The sequence below is a fragment of the Metapseudomonas otitidis genome, assembly GCF_011397855.1.
GTDB classification, from domain to species: Bacteria; Pseudomonadota; Gammaproteobacteria; order Pseudomonadales; family Pseudomonadaceae; genus Metapseudomonas; species Metapseudomonas otitidis.
The window spans coordinates 3,880,398-3,902,780 of record NZ_AP022642.1 but is presented as its reverse complement, the minus strand read 5'-3'; the positions used below and the strand labels follow the sequence as shown (position 1 = coordinate 3,902,780).

26 protein-coding genes are annotated in these 22,383 nt (G+C 64.9%); 19 read left to right on the top strand and 7 right to left on the bottom strand.

The genetic code is table 11. The annotated features are described in order from the left end of the window. Nucleotides 1-327: 327 nt before the first annotated feature. Nucleotides 328-681, top strand: a complete 354-nt coding sequence (gene uraH, locus PotMrB4_RS17875; RefSeq protein WP_044404322.1) for a hydroxyisourate hydrolase — start codon at nt 328-330, stop codon at nt 679-681. A 140-nt stretch (nt 682-821) separates the two neighbouring features. On the opposite strand, the gene PotMrB4_RS17870 is transcribed toward uraH, so the two are convergent. Beyond that, nucleotides 822-1,529, bottom strand: a complete 708-nt coding sequence (locus PotMrB4_RS17870) for a LexA family transcriptional regulator (protein WP_160158544.1) — start codon at nt 1,527-1,529, stop codon at nt 822-824. 385 nt (nt 1,530-1,914) lie between these two features. Between PotMrB4_RS17870 and PotMrB4_RS17865 the strand changes: the two genes are divergently transcribed. After that, a complete protein-coding gene (locus PotMrB4_RS17865) occupies nt 1,915-2,187 on the top strand; it encodes a hypothetical protein (RefSeq protein ID WP_044404328.1) in 273 nt (90 codons plus the stop codon). A 62-nt stretch (nt 2,188-2,249) separates the two neighbouring features. Here PotMrB4_RS17865 and PotMrB4_RS17860 read toward each other — a convergent pair whose 3' ends face one another. After that, entirely contained in the window at nt 2,250-3,599 is a 1,350-nt protein-coding gene (locus PotMrB4_RS17860; protein ID WP_044404331.1) for an NCS2 family permease, read from the bottom strand. Nucleotides 3,600-3,912: 313 nt separating this feature from the next. On the opposite strand from PotMrB4_RS17860, the gene PotMrB4_RS17855 reads away from it, so the two are divergent. The 3 genes from PotMrB4_RS17855 (at nt 3,913) to PotMrB4_RS17845 (ending at nt 6,886) form a co-directional block, all read left to right on the top strand. After that, nucleotides 3,913-5,205, top strand: a complete 1,293-nt coding sequence (locus PotMrB4_RS17855) for a C4-dicarboxylate transporter DctA (RefSeq protein ID WP_172434102.1) — start codon at nt 3,913-3,915, stop codon at nt 5,203-5,205. 71 nt (nt 5,206-5,276) lie between these two features. After that, nucleotides 5,277-5,981 carry a FadR/GntR family transcriptional regulator gene (locus PotMrB4_RS17850; protein ID WP_044404337.1) on the top strand — a complete coding sequence of 235 codons (705 nt, stop codon included), beginning with the start codon at nt 5,277-5,279 and terminating at the stop codon, nt 5,979-5,981. 137 nt (nt 5,982-6,118) lie between these two features. Beyond that, nucleotides 6,119-6,886 carry a GntR family transcriptional regulator gene (locus PotMrB4_RS17845; protein WP_044404340.1) on the top strand — a complete coding sequence of 256 codons (768 nt, stop codon included), beginning with the start codon at nt 6,119-6,121 and terminating at the stop codon, nt 6,884-6,886. Nucleotides 6,887-6,940: 54 nt separating this feature from the next. Here PotMrB4_RS17845 and PotMrB4_RS17840 read toward each other — a convergent pair whose 3' ends face one another. Continuing rightward, nucleotides 6,941-7,120, bottom strand: coding sequence for a PA1571 family protein (locus PotMrB4_RS17840; RefSeq protein ID WP_172434101.1), 180 nt, complete (start codon nt 7,118-7,120; stop codon nt 6,941-6,943). 180 nt (nt 7,121-7,300) lie between these two features. Between PotMrB4_RS17840 and PotMrB4_RS17835 the strand changes: the two genes are divergently transcribed. The 6 genes from PotMrB4_RS17835 (at nt 7,301) to PotMrB4_RS17810 (ending at nt 13,144) form a co-directional block, all read left to right on the top strand. Further along, a complete protein-coding gene (locus PotMrB4_RS17835) occupies nt 7,301-8,431 on the top strand; it encodes an ATP-NAD kinase family protein (protein WP_172434100.1) in 1,131 nt (376 codons plus the stop codon). Between the two features lie 328 nt (nt 8,432-8,759). Next, nucleotides 8,760-9,350, top strand: coding sequence for a DUF1287 domain-containing protein (locus tag PotMrB4_RS17830; RefSeq protein WP_172434099.1), 591 nt, complete (start codon nt 8,760-8,762; stop codon nt 9,348-9,350). Between the two features lie 39 nt (nt 9,351-9,389). Continuing rightward, nucleotides 9,390-9,833, top strand: a complete 444-nt coding sequence (locus PotMrB4_RS17825; RefSeq protein WP_172435114.1) for a thiol-disulfide oxidoreductase DCC family protein — start codon at nt 9,390-9,392, stop codon at nt 9,831-9,833. Next, a complete protein-coding gene (locus PotMrB4_RS17820) occupies nt 9,820-10,227 on the top strand; it encodes a DoxX-like family protein (protein WP_172434098.1) in 408 nt (135 codons plus the stop codon). Before PotMrB4_RS17825 ends, PotMrB4_RS17820 begins: the two co-directional genes overlap by 14 nt. 12 nt (nt 10,228-10,239) lie before the next feature. Next, nucleotides 10,240-12,027, top strand: a complete 1,788-nt coding sequence (locus tag PotMrB4_RS17815; RefSeq protein WP_172434097.1) for an ABC transporter transmembrane domain-containing protein — start codon at nt 10,240-10,242, stop codon at nt 12,025-12,027. A gap of 10 nt (nt 12,028-12,037) precedes the next feature. Then, entirely contained in the window at nt 12,038-13,144 is a 1,107-nt protein-coding gene (locus PotMrB4_RS17810) for a saccharopine dehydrogenase family protein (protein ID WP_232060735.1), read from the top strand. Between the two features lie 55 nt (nt 13,145-13,199). Here the strand turns inward: PotMrB4_RS17810 and ppnP are convergent, their stop codons facing one another. Next, nucleotides 13,200-13,481 carry a pyrimidine/purine nucleoside phosphorylase gene (gene ppnP, locus PotMrB4_RS17805; protein ID WP_044400175.1) on the bottom strand — a complete coding sequence of 94 codons (282 nt, stop codon included), beginning with the start codon at nt 13,479-13,481 and terminating at the stop codon, nt 13,200-13,202. A gap of 67 nt (nt 13,482-13,548) precedes the next feature. Further along, nucleotides 13,549-14,109 (bottom strand): exonuclease domain-containing protein, encoded by a 561-nt coding sequence (locus tag PotMrB4_RS17800; RefSeq protein WP_142008068.1) that lies wholly within the window; start codon nt 14,107-14,109, stop codon nt 13,549-13,551. 121 nt (nt 14,110-14,230) lie between these two features. Here PotMrB4_RS17800 and PotMrB4_RS17795 point away from each other — a divergent pair, with 121 nt between their 5' ends. Then, complete coding sequence (locus PotMrB4_RS17795; RefSeq protein ID WP_172434095.1) at nt 14,231-15,097, top strand: NAD(P)-dependent oxidoreductase; 867 nt, start codon at nt 14,231-14,233, stop codon at nt 15,095-15,097. Between the two features lie 4 nt (nt 15,098-15,101). Here the strand turns inward: PotMrB4_RS17795 and PotMrB4_RS17790 are convergent, their stop codons facing one another. Then, nucleotides 15,102-15,443, bottom strand: a complete 342-nt coding sequence (locus tag PotMrB4_RS17790; protein ID WP_044400183.1) for a DMT family protein — start codon at nt 15,441-15,443, stop codon at nt 15,102-15,104. A gap of 144 nt (nt 15,444-15,587) precedes the next feature. On the opposite strand from PotMrB4_RS17790, the gene PotMrB4_RS17785 reads away from it, so the two are divergent. The 3 genes from PotMrB4_RS17785 to PotMrB4_RS17775 all read left to right on the top strand — a co-directional run bounded on the left by PotMrB4_RS17785 (nt 15,588) and on the right by PotMrB4_RS17775 (nt 17,288). Continuing rightward, nucleotides 15,588-16,247 (top strand): hypothetical protein, encoded by a 660-nt coding sequence (locus tag PotMrB4_RS17785; RefSeq protein ID WP_172434094.1) that lies wholly within the window; start codon nt 15,588-15,590, stop codon nt 16,245-16,247. 107 nt (nt 16,248-16,354) lie between these two features. Next, a complete protein-coding gene (locus PotMrB4_RS17780; RefSeq protein WP_074969317.1) occupies nt 16,355-16,630 on the top strand; it encodes a YkgJ family cysteine cluster protein in 276 nt (91 codons plus the stop codon). A gap of 49 nt (nt 16,631-16,679) precedes the next feature. Beyond that, entirely contained in the window at nt 16,680-17,288 is a 609-nt protein-coding gene (locus PotMrB4_RS17775) for an START domain-containing protein (RefSeq protein ID WP_172434093.1), read from the top strand. Between the two features lie 58 nt (nt 17,289-17,346). Here PotMrB4_RS17775 and gltA read toward each other — a convergent pair whose 3' ends face one another. Further along, complete coding sequence (gltA, locus tag PotMrB4_RS17770) at nt 17,347-18,633, bottom strand: citrate synthase (RefSeq protein ID WP_044400187.1); 1,287 nt, start codon at nt 18,631-18,633, stop codon at nt 17,347-17,349. Nucleotides 18,634-18,994: 361 nt separating this feature from the next. Here gltA and sdhC point away from each other — a divergent pair, with 361 nt between their 5' ends. Genes sdhC through PotMrB4_RS17750 form a run of 4 tightly spaced genes read left to right on the top strand, consistent with a single transcriptional unit; the run spans nt 18,995 to nt 22,235 of the window. After that, nucleotides 18,995-19,369 carry a succinate dehydrogenase, cytochrome b556 subunit gene (gene sdhC, locus PotMrB4_RS17765; RefSeq protein ID WP_044400192.1) on the top strand — a complete coding sequence of 125 codons (375 nt, stop codon included), beginning with the start codon at nt 18,995-18,997 and terminating at the stop codon, nt 19,367-19,369. Further along, nucleotides 19,363-19,731, top strand: coding sequence for a succinate dehydrogenase, hydrophobic membrane anchor protein (gene sdhD / locus PotMrB4_RS17760; protein ID WP_044400195.1), 369 nt, complete (start codon nt 19,363-19,365; stop codon nt 19,729-19,731). The genes sdhC and sdhD overlap by 7 nt, the downstream gene beginning before the upstream one ends. A 3-nt stretch (nt 19,732-19,734) precedes the next feature. Further along, nucleotides 19,735-21,507, top strand: coding sequence for a succinate dehydrogenase flavoprotein subunit (gene sdhA, locus PotMrB4_RS17755; RefSeq protein WP_165671072.1), 1,773 nt, complete (start codon nt 19,735-19,737; stop codon nt 21,505-21,507). An 11-nt stretch (nt 21,508-21,518) separates the two neighbouring features. Then, nucleotides 21,519-22,235 carry a succinate dehydrogenase iron-sulfur subunit gene (locus PotMrB4_RS17750; RefSeq protein ID WP_044400201.1) on the top strand — a complete coding sequence of 239 codons (717 nt, stop codon included), beginning with the start codon at nt 21,519-21,521 and terminating at the stop codon, nt 22,233-22,235. The last annotated feature ends 148 nt before the right edge of the window (nt 22,236-22,383 follow it).

Here is a 22,383-nt window from a genome sequence, read left to right as displayed (position 1 = left end):
TCGCACTTGTAAATCGATTATTTGCTCAGGGGTTGCCCGTGGTGCTTGCAAGAAATCTGCCTGGTCGGTCAGTTATTGATCGGCAAGCCCCTGTCAGGTGATGTTTGCAGGGTTCTGGCACGGTCGGCGAGTTGCGCATCGCCTAAGCGCTCAGCTTGCACATTATTTTGTATACAGTTTCATTTTTGCTGAGGTATATTCGGACTCGTTTCGCGCCATGCGCTGCCCCGTGACGGGGCGTCCGGTGGCGCTCCGCATCATTGGAACGCATCAGAGGAGGCAAGGCCCTTGCAGGGCGCCGGGCAGGCGTCGGGGGCTGGAGACGCAATGGGACGACTGACTACTCACGTACTGGATGCAGCCCACGGCTGCCCGGGCCATGACATCCGCATCGAGCTCTACCGTGTCGAAGACGGCGGACTGGAGCTGATCACCCGCACCGCCACCAATGACGATGGACGTTGCGATGCGCCCCTGCTGCAGGGCGAGGACTATGCGACCGGGGTCTACCAGCTGCATTTCCATGCCGGTGACTACTACCGCAAGCGCGGCGTGCAACTGGCCGACCAGGCCTTTCTCGATGTGGTGGTGCTGCGCTTCGGCATCGATGCGAAGCAGGACCACTACCACGTCCCGCTGCTGATTTCTCCCTACAGCTACTCCACCTACCGGGGCAGCTAGAGAACCGACACCATCCTCGTGACTCTTCAACGAGTCCCTTTTCCCAGCCCGTTCACACTGCGGGCTTTTTTTTGCCTGGAATTTGGTGGGGCGGGCCGCTCAGGCGCGAGCAGCCCGGATCGGCTGGCGGTTGCGGGGCGCTACCAGAGCACCGAGGACCAGAAGACCTGGCCGACGATCTCCAGCTCGGCCAGCGCCCGCTCTTCATCCGGGTACTCGTCCCGCTGGTAGCTGCGCAGGCGCACCTGGCCGGCGGGCAGGCGATGGAGGATCTTCACCCGGAGCATGCCGGCATCGAGCAGGGCGTAGGTCTTGCCGTCGATGACTTCGCGGCGGCCACGGTCGATGCCGAGGATGGCGCCGTCCGGAAACAGGGGCGCCATGCTGTCGCCACAGACGATGACGCAGGCGGCGAGGGCCGGGTCGATCTGGCGCGCCTGAAGTGCATGTCGGCTGAAGCGGATGCCTGAGTAGTCCAGCTCCTCCAGGGAGGTGCTGTTTTCCTCCAGAGATGTGGCTTCCTTCAGAAGTGGCAGCTCGATTTCGTACTCGTAGCGGGGTGCTTCGGATTCCCTGATGGTCATGGGGATGATTCCGTCCGGGATCTCGCGCGCCTCTTCATTGCCATCGGGGTCATGGGCCGATTGCACGAGCTGTCCCCCAATGCTGAGGGTCGGCATCTGCAGGCAGGCGAGTATCCGGTTGATTCTCGTCAGCCCGGGCTCGCGGCGGCCGTTCAGCCAGTGCGCGACCGCGCCCTGGGTCACGCCGATCCGTTCGGCCAACTGCTCCTGGGTGACGCCCAGTTCTTTCATCCTGGCTTTGGCCAGCAGGTTCCATTTTTTCATGGAGGGCGACATTACGCGCCGTATTGCCATTCGCCAGTGACCTTGTGTATTACAGGGTTGTGTCATCGAATACGATGCGTATTCTATCTTTGGGATGTTTCCGCAGGCGGGCGTTGTGATCCTCCTCCCGGACAATCCGCCTTCTGGTGCTGGCGGTTGGGAGGAACGGTGATGACGTCGGTTGCGGAGGTTTCGCCCTCCAACCGTCGCGTGGTTGCCCGCTCCTGGTATCCCGCGCGCTCCTGGGTTGGATGGGGTGCCAGGAAGGTGCCCTGTCCCACTCGGGCGGTCGCGTGCTCCCCGGCCAGGGCGGTGCAGCGACGGCTGGAGGGCTTTCTTACGGCGGGGACTGGCTGCCCCGGTGTTTCGCGAAAGGAGACGCGACGTGCAATTTGAGCTGACGGTTCTGTGCCTGGGCATCCACCGTGTCGAGGCGGGTGGACGCGTGTGGTGCTTCGCTTCCATCGCGCGCGAACCTGCGACCCGGGAGGAGCGCCGCTGCAACCGGGGCTACCTGGTGCAGCAGGTGACCGCCGAAGTACGGGTGTTCGAGGAGGTGGGGTGGTTGTCCGGCCCGACGCGGCTGAGCTTCAGGTGTTCGATCAGTGAGGAGCCGGGTGGCTCTTATCGGCCGCACCTGCTGGCGTTGTGTCACTGAGTGCCGGGGCGCAGGAGGGTCTGGGCGGAGCCTCGCGGTCGGCGCGCGAGGCTCCGGGGCGGTCAGAGGAAGATGAACTTGGCGATGAAGATGGCGCAGAGCACGTAGAGGCTGAGGGACACCTCGCGGTAGCGGCCGGTGAAGGCCTTCATGGCGACGTAGCTGACGAAGCCCAGGGCGATGCCGTCGGCGACCGAGAAGGTCAGCGGCATCATGATCACGGTGACGATCGCGGGGATGGTCTCGGTGTGTTCGTCCCAGTCGATGTGGGCCATGCCGCCCATCATCAGCATGGCGACATAGATGAGGGCGCCAGCGGTGGCGTAGGCGGGGATCATCCCGGCCAGCGGGGCGAAGAACATCGCCGCGACGAACAGCACGCCCACGGTGACCGCGGTCAGGCCGGTCCTTCCGCCCGCGGCCACACCGGCCGCGCTTTCCACGTAGCTGGTCACCGGCGGTACGCCGAGCACGCCGCCGAACACGCTGGAGGCGCTGTCGGCCTTCATGGCCCTGGACAGGTTCTCGATGCGGCCGTCCTCCTTCACCAGGTTGGCGCGCTGGGCCACGCCCATCAGCGTCCCGGCGGTGTCGAACATGTGCACGAAGAGGAAGGCGAGGATGACGCTGACCATGGTCACGTTGAACGCGCCGGCAATGTCCATCGCCATGAAGGTGGGCGCCAGGCTCGGGGGCATGGAGAACACGCCGCCGAACTTGACGATGCCGAGGCCGACGCCGACCAGGGTGACGGTGAGGATGCTGATGAGGATGCCGCCGAATACGCGGCGGTATTCCAGCACCGCGATCATCAGGAAGCAGATGGCGGCGAGCAGCGGACCGGGGGAGGTCAGGTCGCCGATGTGCACCAGGGTCGAGGGGTGGGCGACGACGATGCCGGCCGTCTTCAGGCCGATCAGCCCGAGGAACAGGCCCACCCCGGCACCCATGGCGAAGCGCAGGCTGCTGGGGATGCTGTTGAGCAGCCATTCGCGGATGCGCGAGAAGGTCAGCACCATGAACAGCACGCCGGAGAGGAAGACCGCACCGAGGGCGATCTGCCAGCTGTAGCCCATGGTGTTGACCACGGTATAGGTGAAGAAGGCGTTGAGGCCCATCCCCGGTGCCAGGCCGACCGGCCAGTTGGCGTAGAGCCCCATGAGGAAGCAACCGAACGCGGCAGCCAGGCAGGTGGCGACGAAGGCGGCGCCGTGGTCGATGCCAGCGTCCGCCATGATGTTCGGGTTGACGAAGATGATGTAGGCCATGGTGATGAAGGTGGTGAGACCGGCGGCCAGTTCGGTTTTCACGGTGGTGCGGTGCTGGGTGAGCTTGAAGAGGCGGTCGAGCAGGCCCTGGGCAGGAGGGCTTTCGGCGTACAGGTTTTGTTCTTGTTGTCTGGTGCGTTCCACAGCAGGTACCTCTCATTCGTTGTTGTGAGCTTCTTCCCGGCTGGTTACCTGGGTCCCTTGCACTGAGGGAGAAGCCTTGAGGTGTTTGCCCGGCGGGCTGACGCATTTTTCTGACTTTTGGGTCAGAAAGTATGCAGTCGGATTATGTGTTTGTGTACAAAAAAGTCAATTGGAGTTTGCGGGGCCTTGTGTACGGATTTTCACGGCCCTAGACTGCGACAGCTGGACTGACCGGTAAGACCACAACAACAAAGCCTCCGGTATCCGTGGCTCCCTGCTGCGCGCCGCGAAGGCACCCCAGGAGATCACTCCAATGCTCAAGTGGTGTTCGCGCTCGATTTTCCTTCAGGTCGTCATCGGCCTGGTCATTGGCATCCTCTGTGGCGTCGGCTTCCCCGAGTTCTCGGCGCAGCTCAAGCCCCTGGGGGATGGCTTCATCAAGCTGATCAAGATGCTCATCGCGCTGATCGTGTTCTGCGTGGTGGTCAGTGGCATCTCCGGTGCCGGCGACCTGAAGAAGGTGGGCCGCATCGGCTTCAAGTCGGTGGTGTACTTCGAGGTGCTGACGACCCTGGCGTTGCTGATCGGCCTGCTGGTGGCCTACGGCTCCGGGCTGGGGGAGGGCGCCAACATCAACCTCAGCGAGCTGCCGGCCGGCGATGCGGCGGCCTACACCTCGCGCACCGGCGACCTGCATGGGCCGGTGGCGTTCCTGATGGGGTTGATCCCCAACTCGGTACTGGGTGCCTTCGCCGATAACGACATCCTCCAGGTGCTGGTGTTCTCGGTGCTGTTCGGGTGCGCACTGAACATGGCCGGTGAGTCGGCGGCCGGCATTGCCCGGCTGATCGGTGAGCTGAGCCACGTGATCTTCCGGATCATGGGGATGATCGTGCGCCTGGCGCCGATCGGGGTGTTCGGCGCCATCGCCTTCACCACCAGCAAGTACGGCGTTGACTCCCTGCGTCACCTCGGCGGCCTGGTGCTGGTGTTCTACCTGACCTGCACGGCCTTCGTGCTGCTGGTGCTGGGGACGGTGCTGCGGGTGTCGGGGCTGCGCCTGTTGCCGTTCCTTGGCTACCTGCGGGAGGAGTTGCTGATCGTGCTGGGCACTGCCTCCTCCGATGCGGTGCTGCCCCAGGTCATGCGCAAGCTGGAGCACCTGGGCATCCGCAGTTCCACCGTGGGGCTGGTGATCCCTACCGGCTACTCGTTCAACCTGGATGGTTTCTCCATCTACCTGACCCTGGCCATCGTCTTCATTGCCCATGCCACCGGCACGCCCCTGGCGATGAATGACCTGCTCACCATCCTGCTGGTCTCCCTGGTGACCTCCAAGGGCGCCCACGGCATCCCGGGATCGGCGCTGGTGATCCTCGCGGCAACCCTGGCGGCGGTGCCGGCGATCCCGGTGGTCGGGCTGGTGCTGGTGCTTTCGGTGGACTGGTTCATGGGCATCGGCCGGGCGCTGACCAACCTCATCGGCAACTGCGTGGCCACCGTCGCCATCGCCCGCTGGGAACAGGACATCGACCTGCAGCGGGCTCGTGGTGTGCTGGCCGGTGAGCAGGGGCTGGCCTTCAAGGCGCGGACCTCTGCCGATTGAGTGCGGACCGACCGGGCAGGCATGATGCTGCCCGGCGTCGGGCTTGAATGGGTCGAGGAGGAAGCGAATCCATGTCTACCACCCTGGTGGGGTCGGTTGTGCAGTCGTTGCGTGAAGCCATCGAGCAGGGCCGCTGGCCCGCCGGGGAGATGCTCCCGGGGCAGCGGGAGCTGGCCGACCAGCTCGGGGTCAGCCGGCCCTGCCTGCGGGAAGCCGTCACCGTGCTGGAGACCCTCGGCATGGTGCGCTCGCTGCCCGGCAAGGGGGTGCAGGTGCTGGCGCGGGAGGCCGTCGATGTGGCGGAGCCGCGCGTGGCGGCCGGGCATCGCATGGCCGATATCCTCGAGCTGCGCTATGCGCTGGAGCCCTTCATCGTGGGGTTGGTGGCGCAGTCCATCGCCAGTGCCGACCTCGATCGCCTGCGCCTACGCTTGCTGGACCTGCGTGATGCTGCCGAGGACGGCGCGCTGGATGCCTTCGTCGAGGCCTACCTGGGGTTTCACCGGCTGCTGGGCAGCCTCACCAGCAATCCCATCTTCCAGCATCTGGTCGGCCAGGCTGGTGACGCGCTGGCCCGCAGCGATGTGTTGCTGCGCCAGGGCGCCGACCAGCTTGAGGCCCGGGTGCGCGAGCACGAGGCGCTGGTCCAGGCCATTCGCCGCCGCGACAGCGTCCTGGCCGCTGACCTGATGCGCCAGCACCTGGCCAATGAGGCTCGCCGGCTCGACCTGCCGCTGCAGTTGCCGGAGTCGCCGATGAGTGCCTCCAAAGCGTGATGTTCTGTGAGCTACGAGCGGTTTGTGTACAATGCGCCACACTTTCACGCGGCTGATGGCTCGGGTGCTGGCGTAACGGCATCCCGCCGGCATAGTGTCAGCCCATTCCCGCTTTTGAACTTCACTGTGTGGTCCTCATGAACGACGTCGAGCAAAGTCTGAAGAAACCGCCGCGCGCCACCAAAGGCACGCGCAGTGGCACCCAGGACGAGGTGGTCTACGCGCACATCTTCGAAGCCATCCTCGAGCAGCGCCTGGCACCGGCCACCAAGCTCAGCGAGGAGGCCCTCGGCGAGATCTTCGGCGTGAGCCGCACCATCATTCGTCGCGCCCTGTCCCGCCTCGCCCACGAGGGCGTGGTGCTGCTGCGGCCGAACCGTGGGGCCGTGGTGGCCAGCCCGGGTGCCGAGGAAGCACGGCAGATCTTTTATGCACGCCGGATGATCGAGCGGGCCATCACCGAACTGGCCTGCAAGAACGCCACCCCTGAGCAGATCGCCGGGTTGCGCCAGATGGTGCTGGAGGAGCGCGCCTGCTTCGCCCGGGGCGATCGCGGGATGGGTATCCGCCTGTCCGGTGAGTTCCACCTCAAGCTGGCCGAGGCAGCTGGCAACTACACGCTGCTCGGCTTCCTGCGCAGCCTGATCTCGCAGACTTCGCTGATCATCGCGCTCTACGAAAGCAGCAGTCGTACCCATTGTTCCGACGAGGAGCACGACCGGGTGATCGACGCGATCGAGGCGGGTGACGAGGACACCGCCGTGGAGCTGATGATGCGCCACATGGACAGCGTCGACGCCAAGCTGAACCTCGATGGCGAGACGGCTTCCGACGATCTGCACGCGGTGTTCTCGCACATCCTGCAGAACAAGAAGAAGGGCACCCGCGCATCCCGCGGCGCCTGATTCACGTGGACATGAAAAAGCCCCGTTTCCGGGGCTTTTTCATGTCTGGCCATCCTAGCTCTGGCGAGCGGAGCCGGAGTGCGATTGCCGGTCCAGCTCACGGCAGGCGCGCTGGATCATGCCCTCGGTAATGGGGATCTCGCGTCCCTGGGCATCGATGATGGCGCCGCCCACCGGTTGCTCGGGTTTGAGCGGAACGACGCGACGGTTTTCGGTGCGGGTCTGCAGGCTCATGGGGAGGTCTCCTCATCAGGTGGTGTGCGCAGTCTAGGTCCCTCAGATGAAGGCAAGATGAAGGCGATAGCGCCGGGAAAACGTCACATCTTCGGGATCGGAAGCCCGAAGCAGGTGCCGTGCCAGCGCAGCCGCAGCGGTTGACCCGGGCGCGGCAGGAAACGTTCAGACGAGGTGTGCATGTCGATATTCCGAATGGGTCTGATCATCAATCCCCTGGCCGGCGTCGGTGGCCCCGCGGCATTGCGGGGCAGCGACGGTGTGGCCGGGCTCGCACTGGAGCGCGGCGCCGTGCCTCAGGCCCAGCAACGTACGCGCCTGGCCCTGGAGCCTCTGTTGGGGCTGGCGGAGCGCATCGAGTTCCTTTGCCTGCCCGGCGTCATGGGCGGTGAGTTGCTGGCGCAGATGGGCTTTCGTCATCGCCTGCTGGGCACGCTGGACGGGCCGAGCGGTGCCGACGATACCCGCCGTGCGGTGCAGGCGATGCAGGAGGCGGGTGTCTCGCTGATCCTCTTCGCCGGTGGCGACGGTACGGCCCGGGATGTGGGGGACGTGGCGCGGGAAGGCCAGCCGGTGCTGGGCATCCCTGCCGGGGTGAAGATCCAGTCCGGCGTCTACGCCATCAGCCCCCGCGCCGCTGGGGAGCTGGCTCGGCGCCTGGTGGAGGGCGGCCTGGTGCGCCTGGCCAGTGGCGAAGTGCGTGACCTGGACGAAGCGGCGCTGCGTGACGGGCGTGTGGCCTCGCGCTGGTACGGGGAGCTGACGGTGCCGGTGGAGGGCCACTTCATGCAGCAGGTGAAGCAGGGTGGTGTGGAATCGGAGGAGTTGGTGCTGCTGGAGCTGGCCGACTGGCTGGCGGAGGAGTGGCAGCCCGGCGTGCGCTACGTCTTCGGCCCGGGGTCGACCCTGCACGGGCTGGCCGCCAACCTGGGGCTGGATGGCACGCTGCTGGGCGTGGACGTGGTGGAGAACGGGCAGATGATCGCCCGCGACGTGACGGAGGCCGAGTTGCTGGCGCTGGTATCGGACCACCCGGCGTTCATCCTGGTGACCGCCATTGGCGGCCAGGGCCACATCATCGGGCGCGGCAACCAGCAGATCAGCCCCCGCGTGCTGCGCGCCGTCGGGCTCGACCGCTTGAGGGTGGTGGCGACCAAGCGCAAGCTCGCGACCCTGGAAGGGCGGCCCTTGCTGGTGGACAGCGGTGATCCGGCGCTGGATGTCGCATTCCCGGATGCGATACGGGTCTGGTCGGGCTATCGCGAGGAGCTGCTGTATCCCGTCGGTTGGGCAGCGGAGGAGGGCGAGTAGGCCGATGGCTACAGCCTGATCGGCCAGGCCGACGGCCTTGAGTCGACTCCCCGCCCTGGCTTGGCAGGCAGGTGGTGGGTAGGGTGTGCAGGCCTGCTGTCCCGGCTCCCATGCCCGGCGCAATCTCCTCAGGGCTTATGGTTGGGGCGTCGAGCATGGGGACCGGGGCGGCAGGTTCCTTTTCCGGCTTCATCTCCCCTTTCGATCTCCCTCTTCTCTCGCCTCCTTCCCACACTGTGCGCCAGCGCCATGACGTCCTGGATGTTTCCAGCTAGGGTGGCGCCTGGATCCGTGCCCGTTCGCCAGGGCGCCAGCAAGGGAGGCCGGCATGTGCAGCAAGGCATTCAGGTTCGTACTGGGCATTGGCCTGTGGTGGTTCTGCCTGGCCGGGTGGGCGGCCGTCGACGGCGGGCGCCTGGTGGAGGCGGCCCGTACCCAGGTGGGGGTGACCCTTGGCTATGACCCCGCCTACCGGCGCATTGCCTACCCCGGCGGGGATGTGCCACTTGCGACCGGTGTCTGCACCGACGTGGTCATCCGCGCGCTCCGCGCCCAGGGCCTGGACCTCCAGCAGCGCGTCCACGAGGACATGCGCCGGCACTTCTCTGCCTATCCCCGGCATTGGGGGCTGAAACGCCCCGACCCCAGCATCGATCATCGCCGGGTGCCCAACCTGATGACCTGGTTCGACCGCCAGGGCCTGTCCCTCAAGGTCGGGCAGGCTGCCGCCGATTACCAACCCGGCGACATCGTCACCTGGGACCTGGGGCGCGGCCTGCAGCACATCGGCATCATCTCCGACCGGCGCAGCCGCGAGGGCACGCCGTTGGCGCTGCACAACATCGGCCAGGGGACGCGGGAGGAGGACATCCTGTTCCGCTGGCCGATCCTGGGTCATTACCGTTTCGCAGCGCACTGAAGCGCGCCTATCATCTGCCCACATTTTCCCCGGAGCTGGATCATGCCCAGTGAGACCCAACCGCCCTTCATCGGTCCGGACGACCGCGTGGTGCTGTTCGACGGCGTCTGCAAGCTCTGCAATGGCTGGGCACGCTTCCTGATCCGGCATGACCGTCGCGAGCGCCTCAAGCTGGCGTCGGTGCAGTCTCCCGAGGGGCAGGCGTTACTCGCCTGGTACGGCCTGCCCACCGACCACTTCGAGACCCTGGCCTACATCGAGGGCCAGCGCCTGCATGTGCGCACCGATGCGGTGTTGCGGGTGCTCGGGCAATTGCCGGCGCCCTGGCACTGGCTGAGGCTCTTCCGTGTGGTGCCCGCGCCTGTGCGGGACTGGCTCTACGACCGCGTTGCCCTGAACCGCTACCGGCTCTTTGGCCGGCATCCGGTGTGCATGCTGCCCCATCCCGATCATGAGAGGCGCTTCCTGCATGGCGAGCGCTGATCCCAGGCTGCACGCCAGCCTGGCCCGCTGGGGGCTTGCGCTGTTGTTCCTCTATCACGGCATCGTGCCCAAGCTGCTCTGGCTGAGCCCGGGGGAACTGGAGATGATCCGTGCCCACGGCTTCGAGCAGGCGCGGCTCCTAGCGGCCCTGGCCGGTGTGGCCGAGGTGGTGCTGGCCCTGGCGTTGCTGGTGGTGCGCAGGCGCCGCTGGCCGCTGGCGCTGAGTGCGCTGGCCTTGGTCGGCTTGCTGGTGGACGTGGCGGTGGTGGCGCCGGGCTTCCTGGTGCAGGCCTTCAACCCGGTGTCCACCAACCTGACGGCGTTGTTCCTCTGTGCCATCGGCTGGCTGGCGGAGCGCCCGGAAAACCCGCAGAGTGTCGCCTCCTCCCGTTGATCGAGTCCTAGCATGGGTCTGCTTTCCTCTCGCCGGCGCGGTGCCCTGCGCATGGCGGCGCAATTCGTCGCGCCCTACCGCGGTCGGGTGATCGGTGCCCTGCTGGCGCTGTTGTTCACCGCCGGCATCACCCTGTCCATGGGGCAGGGCATCCGCCTGTTGGTGGACCGTGGCCTGGCGACCCAGTCGCCAGAGGCCCTGAACCATTCGATCCTGTTCTTCTTCGCGCTGGTGGTGGCCCTGGCTGTGGGCACCTTCACCCGCTTCTACCTGGTGTCGTGGGTGGGCGAGCGCTTCGTGGCGGACATCCGCATGCGGGTGTTCAACCACCTCATCGAGCTGCACCCCGGCTTCTTCGAGAGCAACCGGGCCTCGGAAATCCAGTCACGGCTGACGGCCGACACGACCCTGCTGCAGTCGGTGATCGGCTCCTCGCTGTCCCTGGCGCTGCGCAACGGCATCATGCTGGTGGGCGGCATCGTGCTGCTCTTCATTACCAACCCCAAGCTGACCGGCATCGTGGTGGTGGCGTTGCCGCTGGTGGTGGCGCCGATCCTCCTTTTTGGCCGGCGGGTGCGCAGCCTGTCGCGCCAGAGCCAGGACCGCATCGCCGACGTGGGCAGCTACGTCGGCGAGACCCTGGGCCAGATCAAGACCGTGCAGGCCTACAACCACCAGGCCCAGGACCGGCTTCGCTTCGGCCACACCGTGGAAGGCGCCTTCGACACGGCACGCAAGCGCATCGCTCAGCGCGCCTGGCTGATCACCGTGGTGATCGTGCTGGTGCTGGGGGCGGTGGGGGTGATGCTCTGGGTGGGCGGGATGGACGTGATCGCCGGGCGTATTTCCGGCGGTGACCTGGCGGCGTTCGTCTTCTACAGCCTGATCGTCGGCTCGGCTTTCGGGGCCATCAGCGAGGTGATCGGCGAATTGCAGAGCGCAGCCGGTGCCGCCGAGCGCATCGCCGAACTCTTGGCGACGCGCAGCCTGATCCAGGCCCCGCCCGCTGACCAGCTTCAGCACCTGCCGCCCCGGCCGGTCGGCGCGCTCCGCCTTGAGGCGGTGCGCTTTGCCTACCCCTCGCGCCCGGGTGTGCCTGCCATCGATGGCATCGACCTGGAGATTCGACCTGGCGAGACGCTGGCGTTGGTAGGGCCATCCGGTGCGGGCAAGTCGACTCTGTTCGACCTGCTGCTGCGCTTCTCCGATCCGGATTCCGGTGAGGTCCGGGTCGATGGGGTGCCGCTCCGGTCGCTGGACCCGGCCGACCTGCGCCGTTGCTTTGCCCTGGTGTCGCAGTCGCCGGCGCTGTTCTTCGGCAGCGTGGAGGAGAACATTCGTTATGGTTGCCCGGCTGCCACCGCCGAGCAGGTGGAGGCGGCGGCACGTGCCGCCCACGCCCACGAGTTCATTGCGCGCATGCCCGATGGCTATCGCACCCACCTCGGCGATGCCGGGGTCGGGCTGTCCGGCGGTCAGCGCCAGCGCCTGGCCATTGCCCGCGCGCTGCTGGTGGATGCGCCCATCCTGCTGCTGGACGAGGCGACCAGCGCGTTGGACGCCGAGAGCGAATACCAGATCCAGCAGGCGCTGCCGGCGTTGATGCAGGGGCGCACGACCCTGGTGATCGCTCACCGCCTGGCGACGGTGCAGCGGGCGGACCGCATCGCCGTGATCGACCAGGGCCGCCTGGTGGCGATCGGTACCCACGCCGAGCTGGTGCGCAGCAGCCCGCTGTATGCGCGCCTGGCCGAGCTGCAGTTTTCAACCCATGAGGACGCGGCGGGTGACCGCGCCTGAGGAGCTGTTGGTGTCAACGGAACTGAACGTGCTGGTGCTGGGTGGCTATGGCAATTTCGGCCGCCTGATCGTCCGGCGCCTGGCCAGTGTGCCCGGTGTGCGGGTGCTGGTGGCGGGGCGCAACCTGGAGAAGGCCCAGGCGGTGGCCGAGGCGCAAGGTGCCCGGGCGGTGCGGCTGGACATCGATGAGCCGGGGCTGGCGGAGGCGTTTTCGCGGCTCGACGTGCAGGTGGTGATCTCCACCGTGGGGCCGTTCCAGGGGCAGGACTACCGCGTCGCCGAGGCCGCCCTGGCGGCGGGCTCGCATTACATCGACCTGGCGGATGCGCGGGGCTTCGTGTGCGGCATCACCCGGCTGGACGAGGTGGCCCGCCAGCGCGGTGTATTGCTTTGCGCGGGGGCGAGCTCCGTGCCCGGCCTGAGTGCGGCGGTGGTGGATGAGCTGCTCCCCCGTTTCGGTCGCCTGGAGCGGATCGAGCACGGCATCAGCTCTTCGGAAAAGACGCCGGGCGTCTCTACCCTGGCGGCGGTGCTCAACTATTGCGGGCGGCCGATCCGTTGCTGGCGGGATGGGCAGTGGCGCTCGGTATACGGTTGGCAGGACCTGCGGCTGCAGCGCTTCCGCGCGCCCATGGGGGCCCGTTGGATCGGCGCCTGCGATGTGCCGGACCTGGAGCTTTTCCCCGCGCGTTACCCCGGGGTGCGGGAAGTGAGCTTCCGCGCCGGGGTCGGCCTGCGTCTGACCCAGTTCGGTACCTGGGCGCTGTCCTGGCTGGTGCGTGCCGGCCTGGTGCGTGACGCCGTTCGGCTTGCGCCGCTGCTGCGGCGCGGGGCGGTGATGCTGGAGCCGCTGGGGGACGGGCTGAGTGGCATGTTCGTGCGGCTGTCCGGCCAGGACCCGAGCGGGCTGCCGCTGACGCTCACCTGGGAGTTGCTCGCCCATGACAACGACGGCCCCAACATTCCCTGCATGGCGGCCGTGGCGCTGGTGCGCAAGTTGGCGAATGGCAGTCTTGTGGCGCGTGGGGCAATGCCCTGCATCGGCCTGTTCAGTACCCAGGAGTACCTGGCGGAGCTGGAGGGCATGCGGATCGAGACCCAGGTGCGCGAGGGGTGATCGCCAGGCATGAAAAAACCGGCCACCAGGGCCGGTTTTTTCATGGGGCCGTCACTCAGCGGTATTCGCAGAGGTAGGCGGTGTCCTGGGCGACCTTGAGCTGGAACTTGCTGTTGGCCGGTACGGTGAACTGGGTGCCGGCGGCGAAGGTTTCCCATTGCTCGCTGCCCGGCAGCTTGACGGTCAGGGCGCCGGCGATGACGTGCATCACTTCCAGCTGGTTAGTGCCGAATTCGTAGTCACCAGCGGCCATGACGCCGATGGTGGCGGGGCCTTCGCTCATGCCGAAGGCGATGGATTTTACGGTGCCGTCGAAGTACTCGTTGACCTTGAACATGGGGCGGGCTCCTTGGAAAGGGGTCTAAAAAGGCTCGCCAGTATGCCGAAGGCGTCTGACAGCGTCACTAGTCCCTTTGGCCCGGCGCTGCGGGCAGGAGGAGGGGCAGCAGCCGGGCGGTATTGCGGGCGTCTTCCAGGGCGCGGTGCTGTTGCCCCTGGAAGCTGAGTCCGGCCAGTTGCAGGGCGGCATTGAGGCCGACCGGGCGCTTGAGCTGGCGGGCTTTCGCGAAGTGCTGCTTGAGGTTCAGGTGGGGGAGGCTGGCCAGCAGGCTGGTGAGCTGGTTCTGCCGCCACTCCTGCTCCAGCTGGCGGCGGTCGTAGTCGCCCCAGCTGCCCCAGCCCACCAGGCGGGCGCTGTGGTTGTCGAGCCAGCGTTCGAAGCCCGTCCAGACGCTGGGCAGGGGCTGCGCGGCGTCGACATTGGCCTGGGTGATGTGGGTCAGTTCGCGGCAGAAGGTCGTCAGGCAGGGGCGGCGTTGCGGACGCACGAAGCGCTGGAAGTGGTCCAGTTCTCGCCCTTCTGTGCTGACCAGGGTGGCGCCGATCTCGATGATTTCCATTTCTTCCATGGGCCAGCCGCCTTCGTCGGTGGTGGCTTCCAGGTCTATCACCAGCCAGTGCGGCATGGGGCTCTCCTTGGCGCCTGCAGGGTGTCTGCAATGGGCTGCGAGCGAGTATGGGGGCGCTTTCGCGGCACCGCAAACCGCGTGATAGGCTTCTTTGGACAGTCGAATGCGGAGGTGTGAGATGGCGAAGGTGAGCTTTATCGGGTTGGGCGTGATGGGGTTCCACATGGCCGGCCACCTGGCCTGCGAAGGGCACGAGGTGCGGGTCTACAACCGTAAGCCGGAGAAGGCCCGGCTCTGGTGCGACGAGTTCGCCGGCGAGTGCTTCGCCACGCCACGCGAGGCGGCTGAGGGTTCCGAGTTCGTCATGACCTGCGTGGGCAATGACGATGACCTGCGTGCGGTGCTGCTCGGCGATCAGGGTGCCTTTGCCGGCATGGCGCCGGGCAGCCTGCTGGTCGATCACACCACGGCATCGGCATCCGTGGCCCGTGAGCTGGCGGTACTGGCAGCGGAGCGGGAGCTGGGCTTCCTCGATGCGCCGGTGTCCGGCGGCCAGTCCGGTGCCGAGAGCGGCATGCTGACCATCATGGTGGGTGGCGAGCGTGAACTGTACGAGCGGGCGGCTCCGGTGATCGAGGCTTACGCGCGGATGAGCCGCCTGATGGGCCCCACCGGCAGTGGACAATTGACCAAGATGGTGAACCAGATCTGCGTGGGCGGCCTGCTGCAGGCGCTGTCCGAGGGGCTGCACTTCGCCCGCAGTGCCGGGCTGGATGCGGCGGCGGCGATGGAGGTGATCGGCAAGGGGGCGGCGCAGTCCTGGCAGCTCGACCACCGTCACCAGAGCATGCTGGAAGGCAAGTTCGACTTCGGCTTCGCGGTCGATCTGATGCGCAAGGACTACGCGATCGTCTTCGAGGAGGCGCAGCGCAACGGCATTGCGCTGCCGGTGACCGAGCTGGTGGATCGCTTCTATGCGGAAATCCAGCGGCAGGGCGGAGGCCGTTGGGATACCTCCAGCCTGATCACACGGTTGACCCGCTGACGCTTCAGGCGCGGAAGATGAAGTACACCGCGCCGAGCAGGCACAGCCCTGCCCAGAGGTAGTCCAGCTTCAGCGGCTGTTGCATGAAGTAGACGCTGAAGGGGACGAATACGGCGAGGGTGATGACCTCCTGCATGATCTTCAGCTGGGCGACCGACAGCGCGGTGTAGCCGATGCGGTTGGCAGGCACCTGCAGCAGGTATTCGAACAGGGCGATGCCCCAGCTGATCAGTGCGGCAATGATCCACGGCTTGGTGTTCAGGGTCTTCAGGTGGCCGTACCAGGCGAAGGTCATGAAGACGTTGGAGAAGGTCAGGAGGATGGCGGTCTGCATCCAGATGGGCATGGCAGGGCTCCGGGCGTTGGGCGGGATGCCAGCCTAATGGGCGTGATGGTGGGATGAGAAGGGGGCGGGATGCGGGGTGTGTGGGGTTGGTCGGCAGCTGCGGCGCTGGCGCTTCTGGTGGCTGGTTTGGCGTGGTGGGGCTGGATGCTTCGCGCCCCTGTGTCCTCGGCGCCGAGCCTGGTGGTTCCACCGGCCTTTGCCCTGGCCAGGGAGTTCGGCTTCGGCGCCTATCGCCTGGCCTGGAGCGGGCGTGACCTGGACCTGCTCGATGGTGCGGGGCGCTCGTTGTGGCGCACGAAGGGGGGATTCCTCTCGGCCGGCAGGGCTGATCCTGTGGTGCGCTGCGACGAGCAGAGCCTGGAGGGGTTCCAGAGTGCCGGTCGTCGGCTGCAGGTCTTTGGTCACCTGCGCTGCACGGATGGCCGTATCAGCCCCTATCACCTGGAGATGCGGGACGAGGGCGCGCGCGGCGTGCTTCTGTCCGTGATCCTGGGGGACCCGGTGCTCGACCGGGTTGTGCTGCGTTGGCAGCGCGAGGCCGACGAGCGATTCCAGGGCGTTGCCGATGCCGGAAATGGCAGAGCGGCCGGTGTGGGTGAGGGGAGGGGGCCGATACCCGAAGTGAAGGGGCGCTGGATGATGGGGCCTTCCGAGTCGTTGCTGTTGGTTTCGTCGAGCCGTGCGTTCTACAGCGGACCGGGTGTGACGCGGGCATTCGATGCGGAATCCGCCGAAGTCGTTTCCCTTGCCGTGGAAGCGGGCAGCCTTGAGTTGCGGGTTGCCAGGCCTGCGCTATCGCCATGACCTTCCACTGGCTCCGATGCGCGGCGGGTGCGTTCAGGCCTCTCCACAGCGAGCTGCGCCGCGAGTAGAATTCGCGCTCCCATCAGCCCTGTCATTACTCAGCGATCATGATCTGCCGAGCAGGTTGCGGTGCCTGCTGCATAGCACCGTCCATATCTTCCCCCATCCCCGGCATGCCCGATGGCAAGGCCGCGGGAGAGCGTTGTCTGCACCTGTCTCCCGAACATCTATGCCGTTTGTTTGGCAGGCCCGAGCGTCCGCAGGTCTGTTCGGCCTTCGATGCCGATCCTTTTGTCTGTGGCGAAACCCGTGAGGACGCTATACGTTTGCTGGGCTGGCTGGAACAAGAGACCGCTGTCGCGGTCAGTCACTCTGTCCGGTAGGCGTCCAAGAGGGACGAGGACTGGTCATCGAATAACAAGGAGAAGAAGGATGGTTTCGCTGCAACGTATCGCCGTGGCCTGCGGGCTGGGTGTCCTGCTGGCGTCGGCTGCCCACGCCGAGGACTGGAAGCTGGCCAAGGACGAGGATGGCATCAAGGTCTATCTCAGCGAAGTGTCCGGGTCCAAGTACAAGGCCTATCGCGGGGTCGTCACCATCAAGTCGGACGTCGTCACCCTGCGCAAGCTGCAGGAGGATGTGTCCGGCTCCTGCAAGTGGATCCACGAGTGCGAGCAGCAGAAGCTGCTGAAGCGAGAAGGTGCTGATAGCTGGACCTACACGCGCTTCAATACGCCCTGGCCGGTCACCCCTCGTGATTCGATCATCCATGCGGTGACCAGCGAAGGTGCCGATGGCAGCCTGACCCGTGTCCTCAAGGGCGAGCCGACCTACCTGCCGGAGGAGAAGGGCTACGTTCGCGTGGCGTCGGTTGAAGGGGAGTGGAAGTTAGTGCCGAAAGGGGCCGATGCGGTGGAGGTGACCTACCAGGTCCACACCGAGCCGGGTGGCAGCGTGCCGTCCTGGCTGGCCAACAGCTTCGTGGTCGATGCGCCGTTTAATACCCTGGACCACCTGCGCAAGCTGGCCGAGAAGAAATGACCCATCGCTGAAATGAAGAAAGGCTGCCAATTGGCAGCCTTTTTCGTGGAGTTCGCGCTTACTTGCGAGCGTTGAGCTCTACGTAGTCGCGCTGCTCCGGGCCGGTGTACAGCTGGCGCGGGCGGCCAATCTTGTACGGGCCGGAAAGCATTTCCTTCCAGTGGGAGATCCAGCCGACGGTGCGCGCCAGGGCGAAGATCACGGTGAACATGCTGGTGGGAATGCCGATGGCCTTCAGGATGATGCCGGAGTAGAAGTCCACGTTCGGGTAGAGGTTGCGCTCTTTGAAGTAAGGATCGTTGCGCGCGATCTCTTCCAGCTTCATGGCCAGTTCGAGTTGCGGGTCGTTGATGCCCAGTTCGGCCAGTACTTCGTCGCAGGTCTGTTTCATGACCTTGGCGCGGGGGTCGAAGTTCTTGTAGACGCGGTGACCGAAGCCCATCAGCTTGAACGGATCGTTCTTGTCCTTGGCCTTGGCGACGTACTTCTCGATGTTGGACACATCACCGATCTCGTCCAGCATGGTCAGTACCGCTTCGTTGGCACCGCCGTGTGCCGGGCCCCAGAGGGCGGCAATGCCGGCAGCGATGCAGGCGAACGGGTTGGCGCCGGAGGAGCCGGCCAGGCGAACGGTGGAGGTGGAGGCGTTCTGCTCGTGGTCCGCATGCAGGATGAAGATGCGATCCATGGCCTTGGCCAGTACCGGGCTGATCGGTTTGATCTCGCACGGGGTGTTGAACATCATGTGCAGGAAGTTTTCCGCGTAGTTCAGGTCGTTACGCGGGTACATCATGGGCTGGCCCATGGAGTACTTGTAGACCATGGCGGCGATGGTCGGCATCTTGGCGACCAGGCGGATCGCGGAGATCTCGCGGTGGTGCGGGTCGTTGATGTCCAGGGAGTCGTGGTAGAAGGCGGAGAGGGCGCCGACTACGCCGCACATGATGGCCATCGGGTGGGCATCACGGCGGAAGCCGTTGAAGAAGCTCTTGAGCTGCTCGTGCACCATGGTGTGATTCTTCACGGTGCTGACGAACTTGGCCTTTTCCTCTGCGCTGGGGAGTTCACCGTTCAGCAGGAGGTAGCAGGTCTCCAGGTAATCGGAGTTCTCGGCCAGTTGCTCGATGGGGTAGCCGCGGTGAAGCAGAATGCCCTTGTCGCCGTCGATGTAGGTGATCTTCGACTCGCAAGAGGCGGTAGACATAAAGCCAGGATCAAACGTGAAGCGCCCCGTGGAGGTCAGGCCCCGCACATCGATTACATCGGGACCTACGGTTCCGGACAGAACGGGCAGCTCGACGGGGGCTACGCCCTCGATGATCAACTGCGCTTTTTTGTCAGCCATAACGGCCTCCTATTTATGCTTGAAATCATCAGACAGCCCCCCACGCAGGGCCCGCACCACTATAGAGGTATAAATCCGAATGTCAATTTGGAGAAACCCATGTGGCAGGCGGGTTTGCGGGCATTTTTCAAGTAAAAAGGCGGCCTATTTACGCCTTTTATTTAGGGCGTGCAATCCGCTATTGGGTGGGGGGGATTGCGTTGTCATTAGTCAGCTAACTGTCTATACTCACGGCCCGACCTCAGGGGGCTTTGAAGGCCTGTAATCCGGAGGTTGGCACTCCCTTGGTGAGGGGTACCTGACCAGTGCACTTCCCGACAACTTGCCCTGATTGTTAGGGGCCTCAGTGTGAAAAAAAGCCGTGAATAGCCAACGACCTGTAAACCTAGATCTCAGGACCATCAAACTCCCGATCACAGCTTATACGTCCATTCTTCACCGCATCTCCGGCGTCATCCTCTTCATCGGCATCGCTGTGCTGCTATATGCGCTCGGCAAGTCGCTTGAATCCGAGGCTGGCTTCGAGAGCGTGAAGGCGTGCCTGACCAGTCCGCTGGCCAAGCTTGTGATTTGGGGCCTGCTGTCCGCACTGCTCTATCACCTGGTAGCCGGCGTGCGCCACCTGGTAATGGACGCGGGTGTCGGTGAGACGCTCGAGGGCGGCAAGCGGGGCTCGAAAATCGTCATCGCAGTTTCGGCTGTGCTGATCATTCTCGCGGGGGTATGGGTATGGTAACCAACGTCACGAACTTCTCGCGTTCGGGTCTCTATGACTGGATGGCTCAGCGCGTTTCTGCAGTCGTTCTCGCGGCTTATTTCCTTTTCCTGCTGGGGTACCTCGTTGCTCACCCCGGACTGACCTTCGCCGATTGGCATGGTCTGTTCTCACAGAGCTGGATGCGCATTTTCAGTCTGCTCGGACTGGTCGCCCTGGGTGTTCATGCCTGGGTCGGCATGTGGACCATTTCCACTGACTACCTGACGCCGATGGCGCTGGGTCGTTGGGCGGTGGTCGTGCGTTTCCTGTTCCAGGCCGTTTGCGGTATGGCGATGTTCGCCTACTTCGTCTGGGGCGTTCAGATTCTGTGGGGTATCTGATTCATGGCTAACATTCGTACTCTTTCCTTCGATGCCATCATCGTCGGTGGTGGTGGTGCTGGCATGCGCGCTGCTCTGCAGCTGGCTCAGGGTGGTCACAAGACTGCTGTGGTGACCAAGGTCTTCCCGACCCGCTCCCATACCGTTTCCGCTCAAGGTGGCATCACCTGCGCCATCGCTTCGGCCGACCCGAACGACGATTGGCGCTGGCACATGTACGACACCGTCAAGGGCTCCGACTACATCGGTGATCAGGACGCTATCGAATACATGTGCTCCGTGGGGCCGGAGGCCGTGTTCGAGCTCGAGCACATGGGTCTGCCGTTCTCCCGTACCGAACAAGGCCGCATCTACCAGCGTCCGTTCGGCGGCCAGTCCAAGGACTTCGGCAAGGGCGGTCAGGCTGCTCGTACCTGCGCCGCAGCCGACCGTACCGGTCACGCGCTGCTGCACACCCTGTACCAGGCCAACCTGAAGAGCGGTACCTCGTTCCTCAACGAGTGGTATGCCGTTGACCTGGTGAAGAACCAGGACGGCGCCATCGTCGGCATCATCGCCATCTGCATCGAGACCGGCGAGACCGTCTACATCCGCTCCAAGGCCGTCGTGCTGGCCACCGGCGGTGCAGGTCGTATCTACGCTTCCACCACCAATGCCCTGATCAACACCGGTGACGGTGTCGGCATGGCCCTGCGCGCTGGCGTGCCGGTCCAGGACATCGAGATGTGGCAGTTCCACCCGACCGGTATTGCCGGCGCCGGCGTGCTGGTGACCGAAGGTTGCCGTGGTGAAGGTGGTTACCTGATCAACGCCCATGGCGAGCGTTTCATGGAGCGTTACGCTCCGAACGCCAAGGACCTGGCAGGTCGCGATGTGGTTGCCCGCTCCATGGTCAAGGAAGTGATCGCCGGCAACGGCGTCGGCCCGAACAAGGACCACGTGCTGCTGAAGCTGGACCACCTCGGTGAGGAAGTCCTGCACAGCCGCCTGCCCGGCATCTGCGAACTGTCCAAGACCTTCGCGCACGTCGACCCCGTTGTTGCGCCGATCCCGGTCATCCCGACCTGCCACTACATGATGGGCGGCGTTGCCACCAACATCCATGGCCAGGCCATTACCCAGGATGCCAACGGCAACGACACGATCATCGAAGGCCTGTTCGCGGTCGGCGAAGTCGCGTGCGTATCCGTGCATGGTGCCAACCGCCTGGGCGGCAACTCCCTGCTGGACCTCGTGGTCTTCGGTCGTGCGGCTGGCCTGCACCTCGAGAAGGCCCTCAAGGAAGGCATCGAGACCCGTGGCGCGAGCGACACCGACATCGAGCAATCCCTCAAGCGTCTGGCTGGTGTCAACGAGCGTTCCAGTGGTGAAGAAGTCGCCCCGCTGAAGCGCGAACTGCAACAGTGCATGCAGAACTACTTCGGTGTGTTCCGCACCGGCGAATACATGCAGAAGGGTATCGCCCAACTCGCCGACCTGCGCGAGCGCATCGCCGGCGTCAAGATCAACGACAAGTCCCAGGCTTTCAACACTGCGCGCATCGAAGCGCTGGAGTTGCAGAACCTGCTGGAAGTCGCGGAAGCCACTGCCATCGCCGCCGAGGTCCGCAAGGAGTCCCGTGGTGCCCATGCCCGCGAAGACTTCGAGGATCGGGACGACGAGAACTGGCTGTGCCATACCCTGTACTTCCCGGGTGAGAAGCGCGTATCCAAGCGCGCCGTCAACTTCGCGCCGAAGACCGTTCCGGCCTTCGAACCCAAAGTACGTACCTATTAAGGGTGGCCGACATGTCCAACACTCTCACTGTCAGCGTCTATCGCTACAACCCGGAGAGCGACAGCGCTCCGACCATGCAGGACTTCCAGGTTGATACCGGCGGCAAGGACATCATGGTTCTCGATGTCCTGGCCCTGATCAAGGAAAAGGACGAGGGTTTCTCCTACCGTCGTTCCTGCCGTGAAGGCGTCTGCGGCTCCGATGGCATGAACATCAACGGCAAGAACGGCCTGGCCTGCATCACCCCGCTATCCGCTGCCGGGCTGAAGGGCGGCAAGCTGGTGATCCGCCCGCTGCCGGGCCTGCCGGTCATTCGTGACCTCGTTGTCGACATGAGCATCTTCTACAAGCAGTACGAGAAGGTGAAGCCCTTCCTGCAGAACGACACGCCCGCTCCGGCGATCGAGCGTCTGCAGTCCCCGGAACAGCGCGAGAAGCTGGACGGTCTGTACGAGTGCATCCTGTGTGCTTGCTGCTCGACCTCCTGCCCGTCGTTCTGGTGGAACCCCGACAAGTTCCTCGGTCCCGCTGCGCTGCTGCAGGCCTACCGTTTCCTGGCCGACAGCCGCGACACCAAGACCGAAGAGCGTCTGGCTGCCCTGGATGACCCGTTCAGCGTATTCCGCTGCCGCGGCATCATGAACTGCGTGAACGTTTGCCCCAAGGGTCTGAACCCTACCAAGGCTATCGGTCACGTACGCAACATGTTGCTGCAAAGCGGTACCTGATGCGTTACATGCTGTACCCGTAACACCTGCGGCGCCTTTCGGGGCGCCGCAGTACAACCAGGACCGACGCTCACAAAGCCGAAGTCCTTATTTGAAATGATATAGATGACCAGCAGGGGCAACCGGGCTGGTGCCCGGACTATCTGCG

Bases quoted from the DNA above. Each gene is read 5' to 3' on its own strand.
- uraH (WP_044404322.1), top strand. From the start codon at position 328: ATGGGACGACTGACTACTCACGTACTGGATGCAGCCCACGGCTGCCCG.
- PotMrB4_RS17870 (WP_160158544.1), bottom strand. From the start codon at position 1,529: ATGAAAAAATGGAACCTGCTGGCCAAAGCCAGGATGAAAGAACTGGGC.
- PotMrB4_RS17855 (WP_172434102.1), top strand. From the start codon at position 3,913: ATGCTCAAGTGGTGTTCGCGCTCGATTTTCCTTCAGGTCGTCATCGGC.
- PotMrB4_RS17850 (WP_044404337.1), top strand. From the start codon at position 5,277: ATGTCTACCACCCTGGTGGGGTCGGTTGTGCAGTCGTTGCGTGAAGCC.
- PotMrB4_RS17845 (WP_044404340.1), top strand. From the start codon at position 6,119: ATGAACGACGTCGAGCAAAGTCTGAAGAAACCGCCGCGCGCCACCAAA.
- PotMrB4_RS17840 (WP_172434101.1), bottom strand. From the start codon at position 7,120: ATGAGCCTGCAGACCCGCACCGAAAACCGTCGCGTCGTTCCGCTCAAA.
- PotMrB4_RS17835 (WP_172434100.1), top strand. From the start codon at position 7,301: ATGTCGATATTCCGAATGGGTCTGATCATCAATCCCCTGGCCGGCGTC.
- PotMrB4_RS17830 (WP_172434099.1), top strand. From the start codon at position 8,760: ATGTGCAGCAAGGCATTCAGGTTCGTACTGGGCATTGGCCTGTGGTGG.
- PotMrB4_RS17820 (WP_172434098.1), top strand. From the start codon at position 9,820: ATGGCGAGCGCTGATCCCAGGCTGCACGCCAGCCTGGCCCGCTGGGGG.
- PotMrB4_RS17815 (WP_172434097.1), top strand. From the start codon at position 10,240: ATGGGTCTGCTTTCCTCTCGCCGGCGCGGTGCCCTGCGCATGGCGGCG.
- ppnP (WP_044400175.1), bottom strand. From the start codon at position 13,481: ATGTTCAAGGTCAACGAGTACTTCGACGGCACCGTAAAATCCATCGCC.
- PotMrB4_RS17800 (WP_142008068.1), bottom strand. From the start codon at position 14,109: ATGCCGCACTGGCTGGTGATAGACCTGGAAGCCACCACCGACGAAGGC.
- PotMrB4_RS17795 (WP_172434095.1), top strand. From the start codon at position 14,231: ATGGCGAAGGTGAGCTTTATCGGGTTGGGCGTGATGGGGTTCCACATG.
- PotMrB4_RS17790 (WP_044400183.1), bottom strand. From the start codon at position 15,443: ATGCCCATCTGGATGCAGACCGCCATCCTCCTGACCTTCTCCAACGTC.
- PotMrB4_RS17785 (WP_172434094.1), top strand. From the start codon at position 15,588: ATGCTTCGCGCCCCTGTGTCCTCGGCGCCGAGCCTGGTGGTTCCACCG.
- PotMrB4_RS17780 (WP_074969317.1), top strand. From the start codon at position 16,355: ATGATCTGCCGAGCAGGTTGCGGTGCCTGCTGCATAGCACCGTCCATA.
- PotMrB4_RS17775 (WP_172434093.1), top strand. From the start codon at position 16,680: ATGGTTTCGCTGCAACGTATCGCCGTGGCCTGCGGGCTGGGTGTCCTG.
- gltA (WP_044400187.1), bottom strand. From the start codon at position 18,633: ATGGCTGACAAAAAAGCGCAGTTGATCATCGAGGGCGTAGCCCCCGTC.
- sdhD (WP_044400195.1), top strand. From the start codon at position 19,363: ATGGTAACCAACGTCACGAACTTCTCGCGTTCGGGTCTCTATGACTGG.
- sdhA (WP_165671072.1), top strand. From the start codon at position 19,735: ATGGCTAACATTCGTACTCTTTCCTTCGATGCCATCATCGTCGGTGGT.
- PotMrB4_RS17750 (WP_044400201.1), top strand. From the start codon at position 21,519: ATGTCCAACACTCTCACTGTCAGCGTCTATCGCTACAACCCGGAGAGC.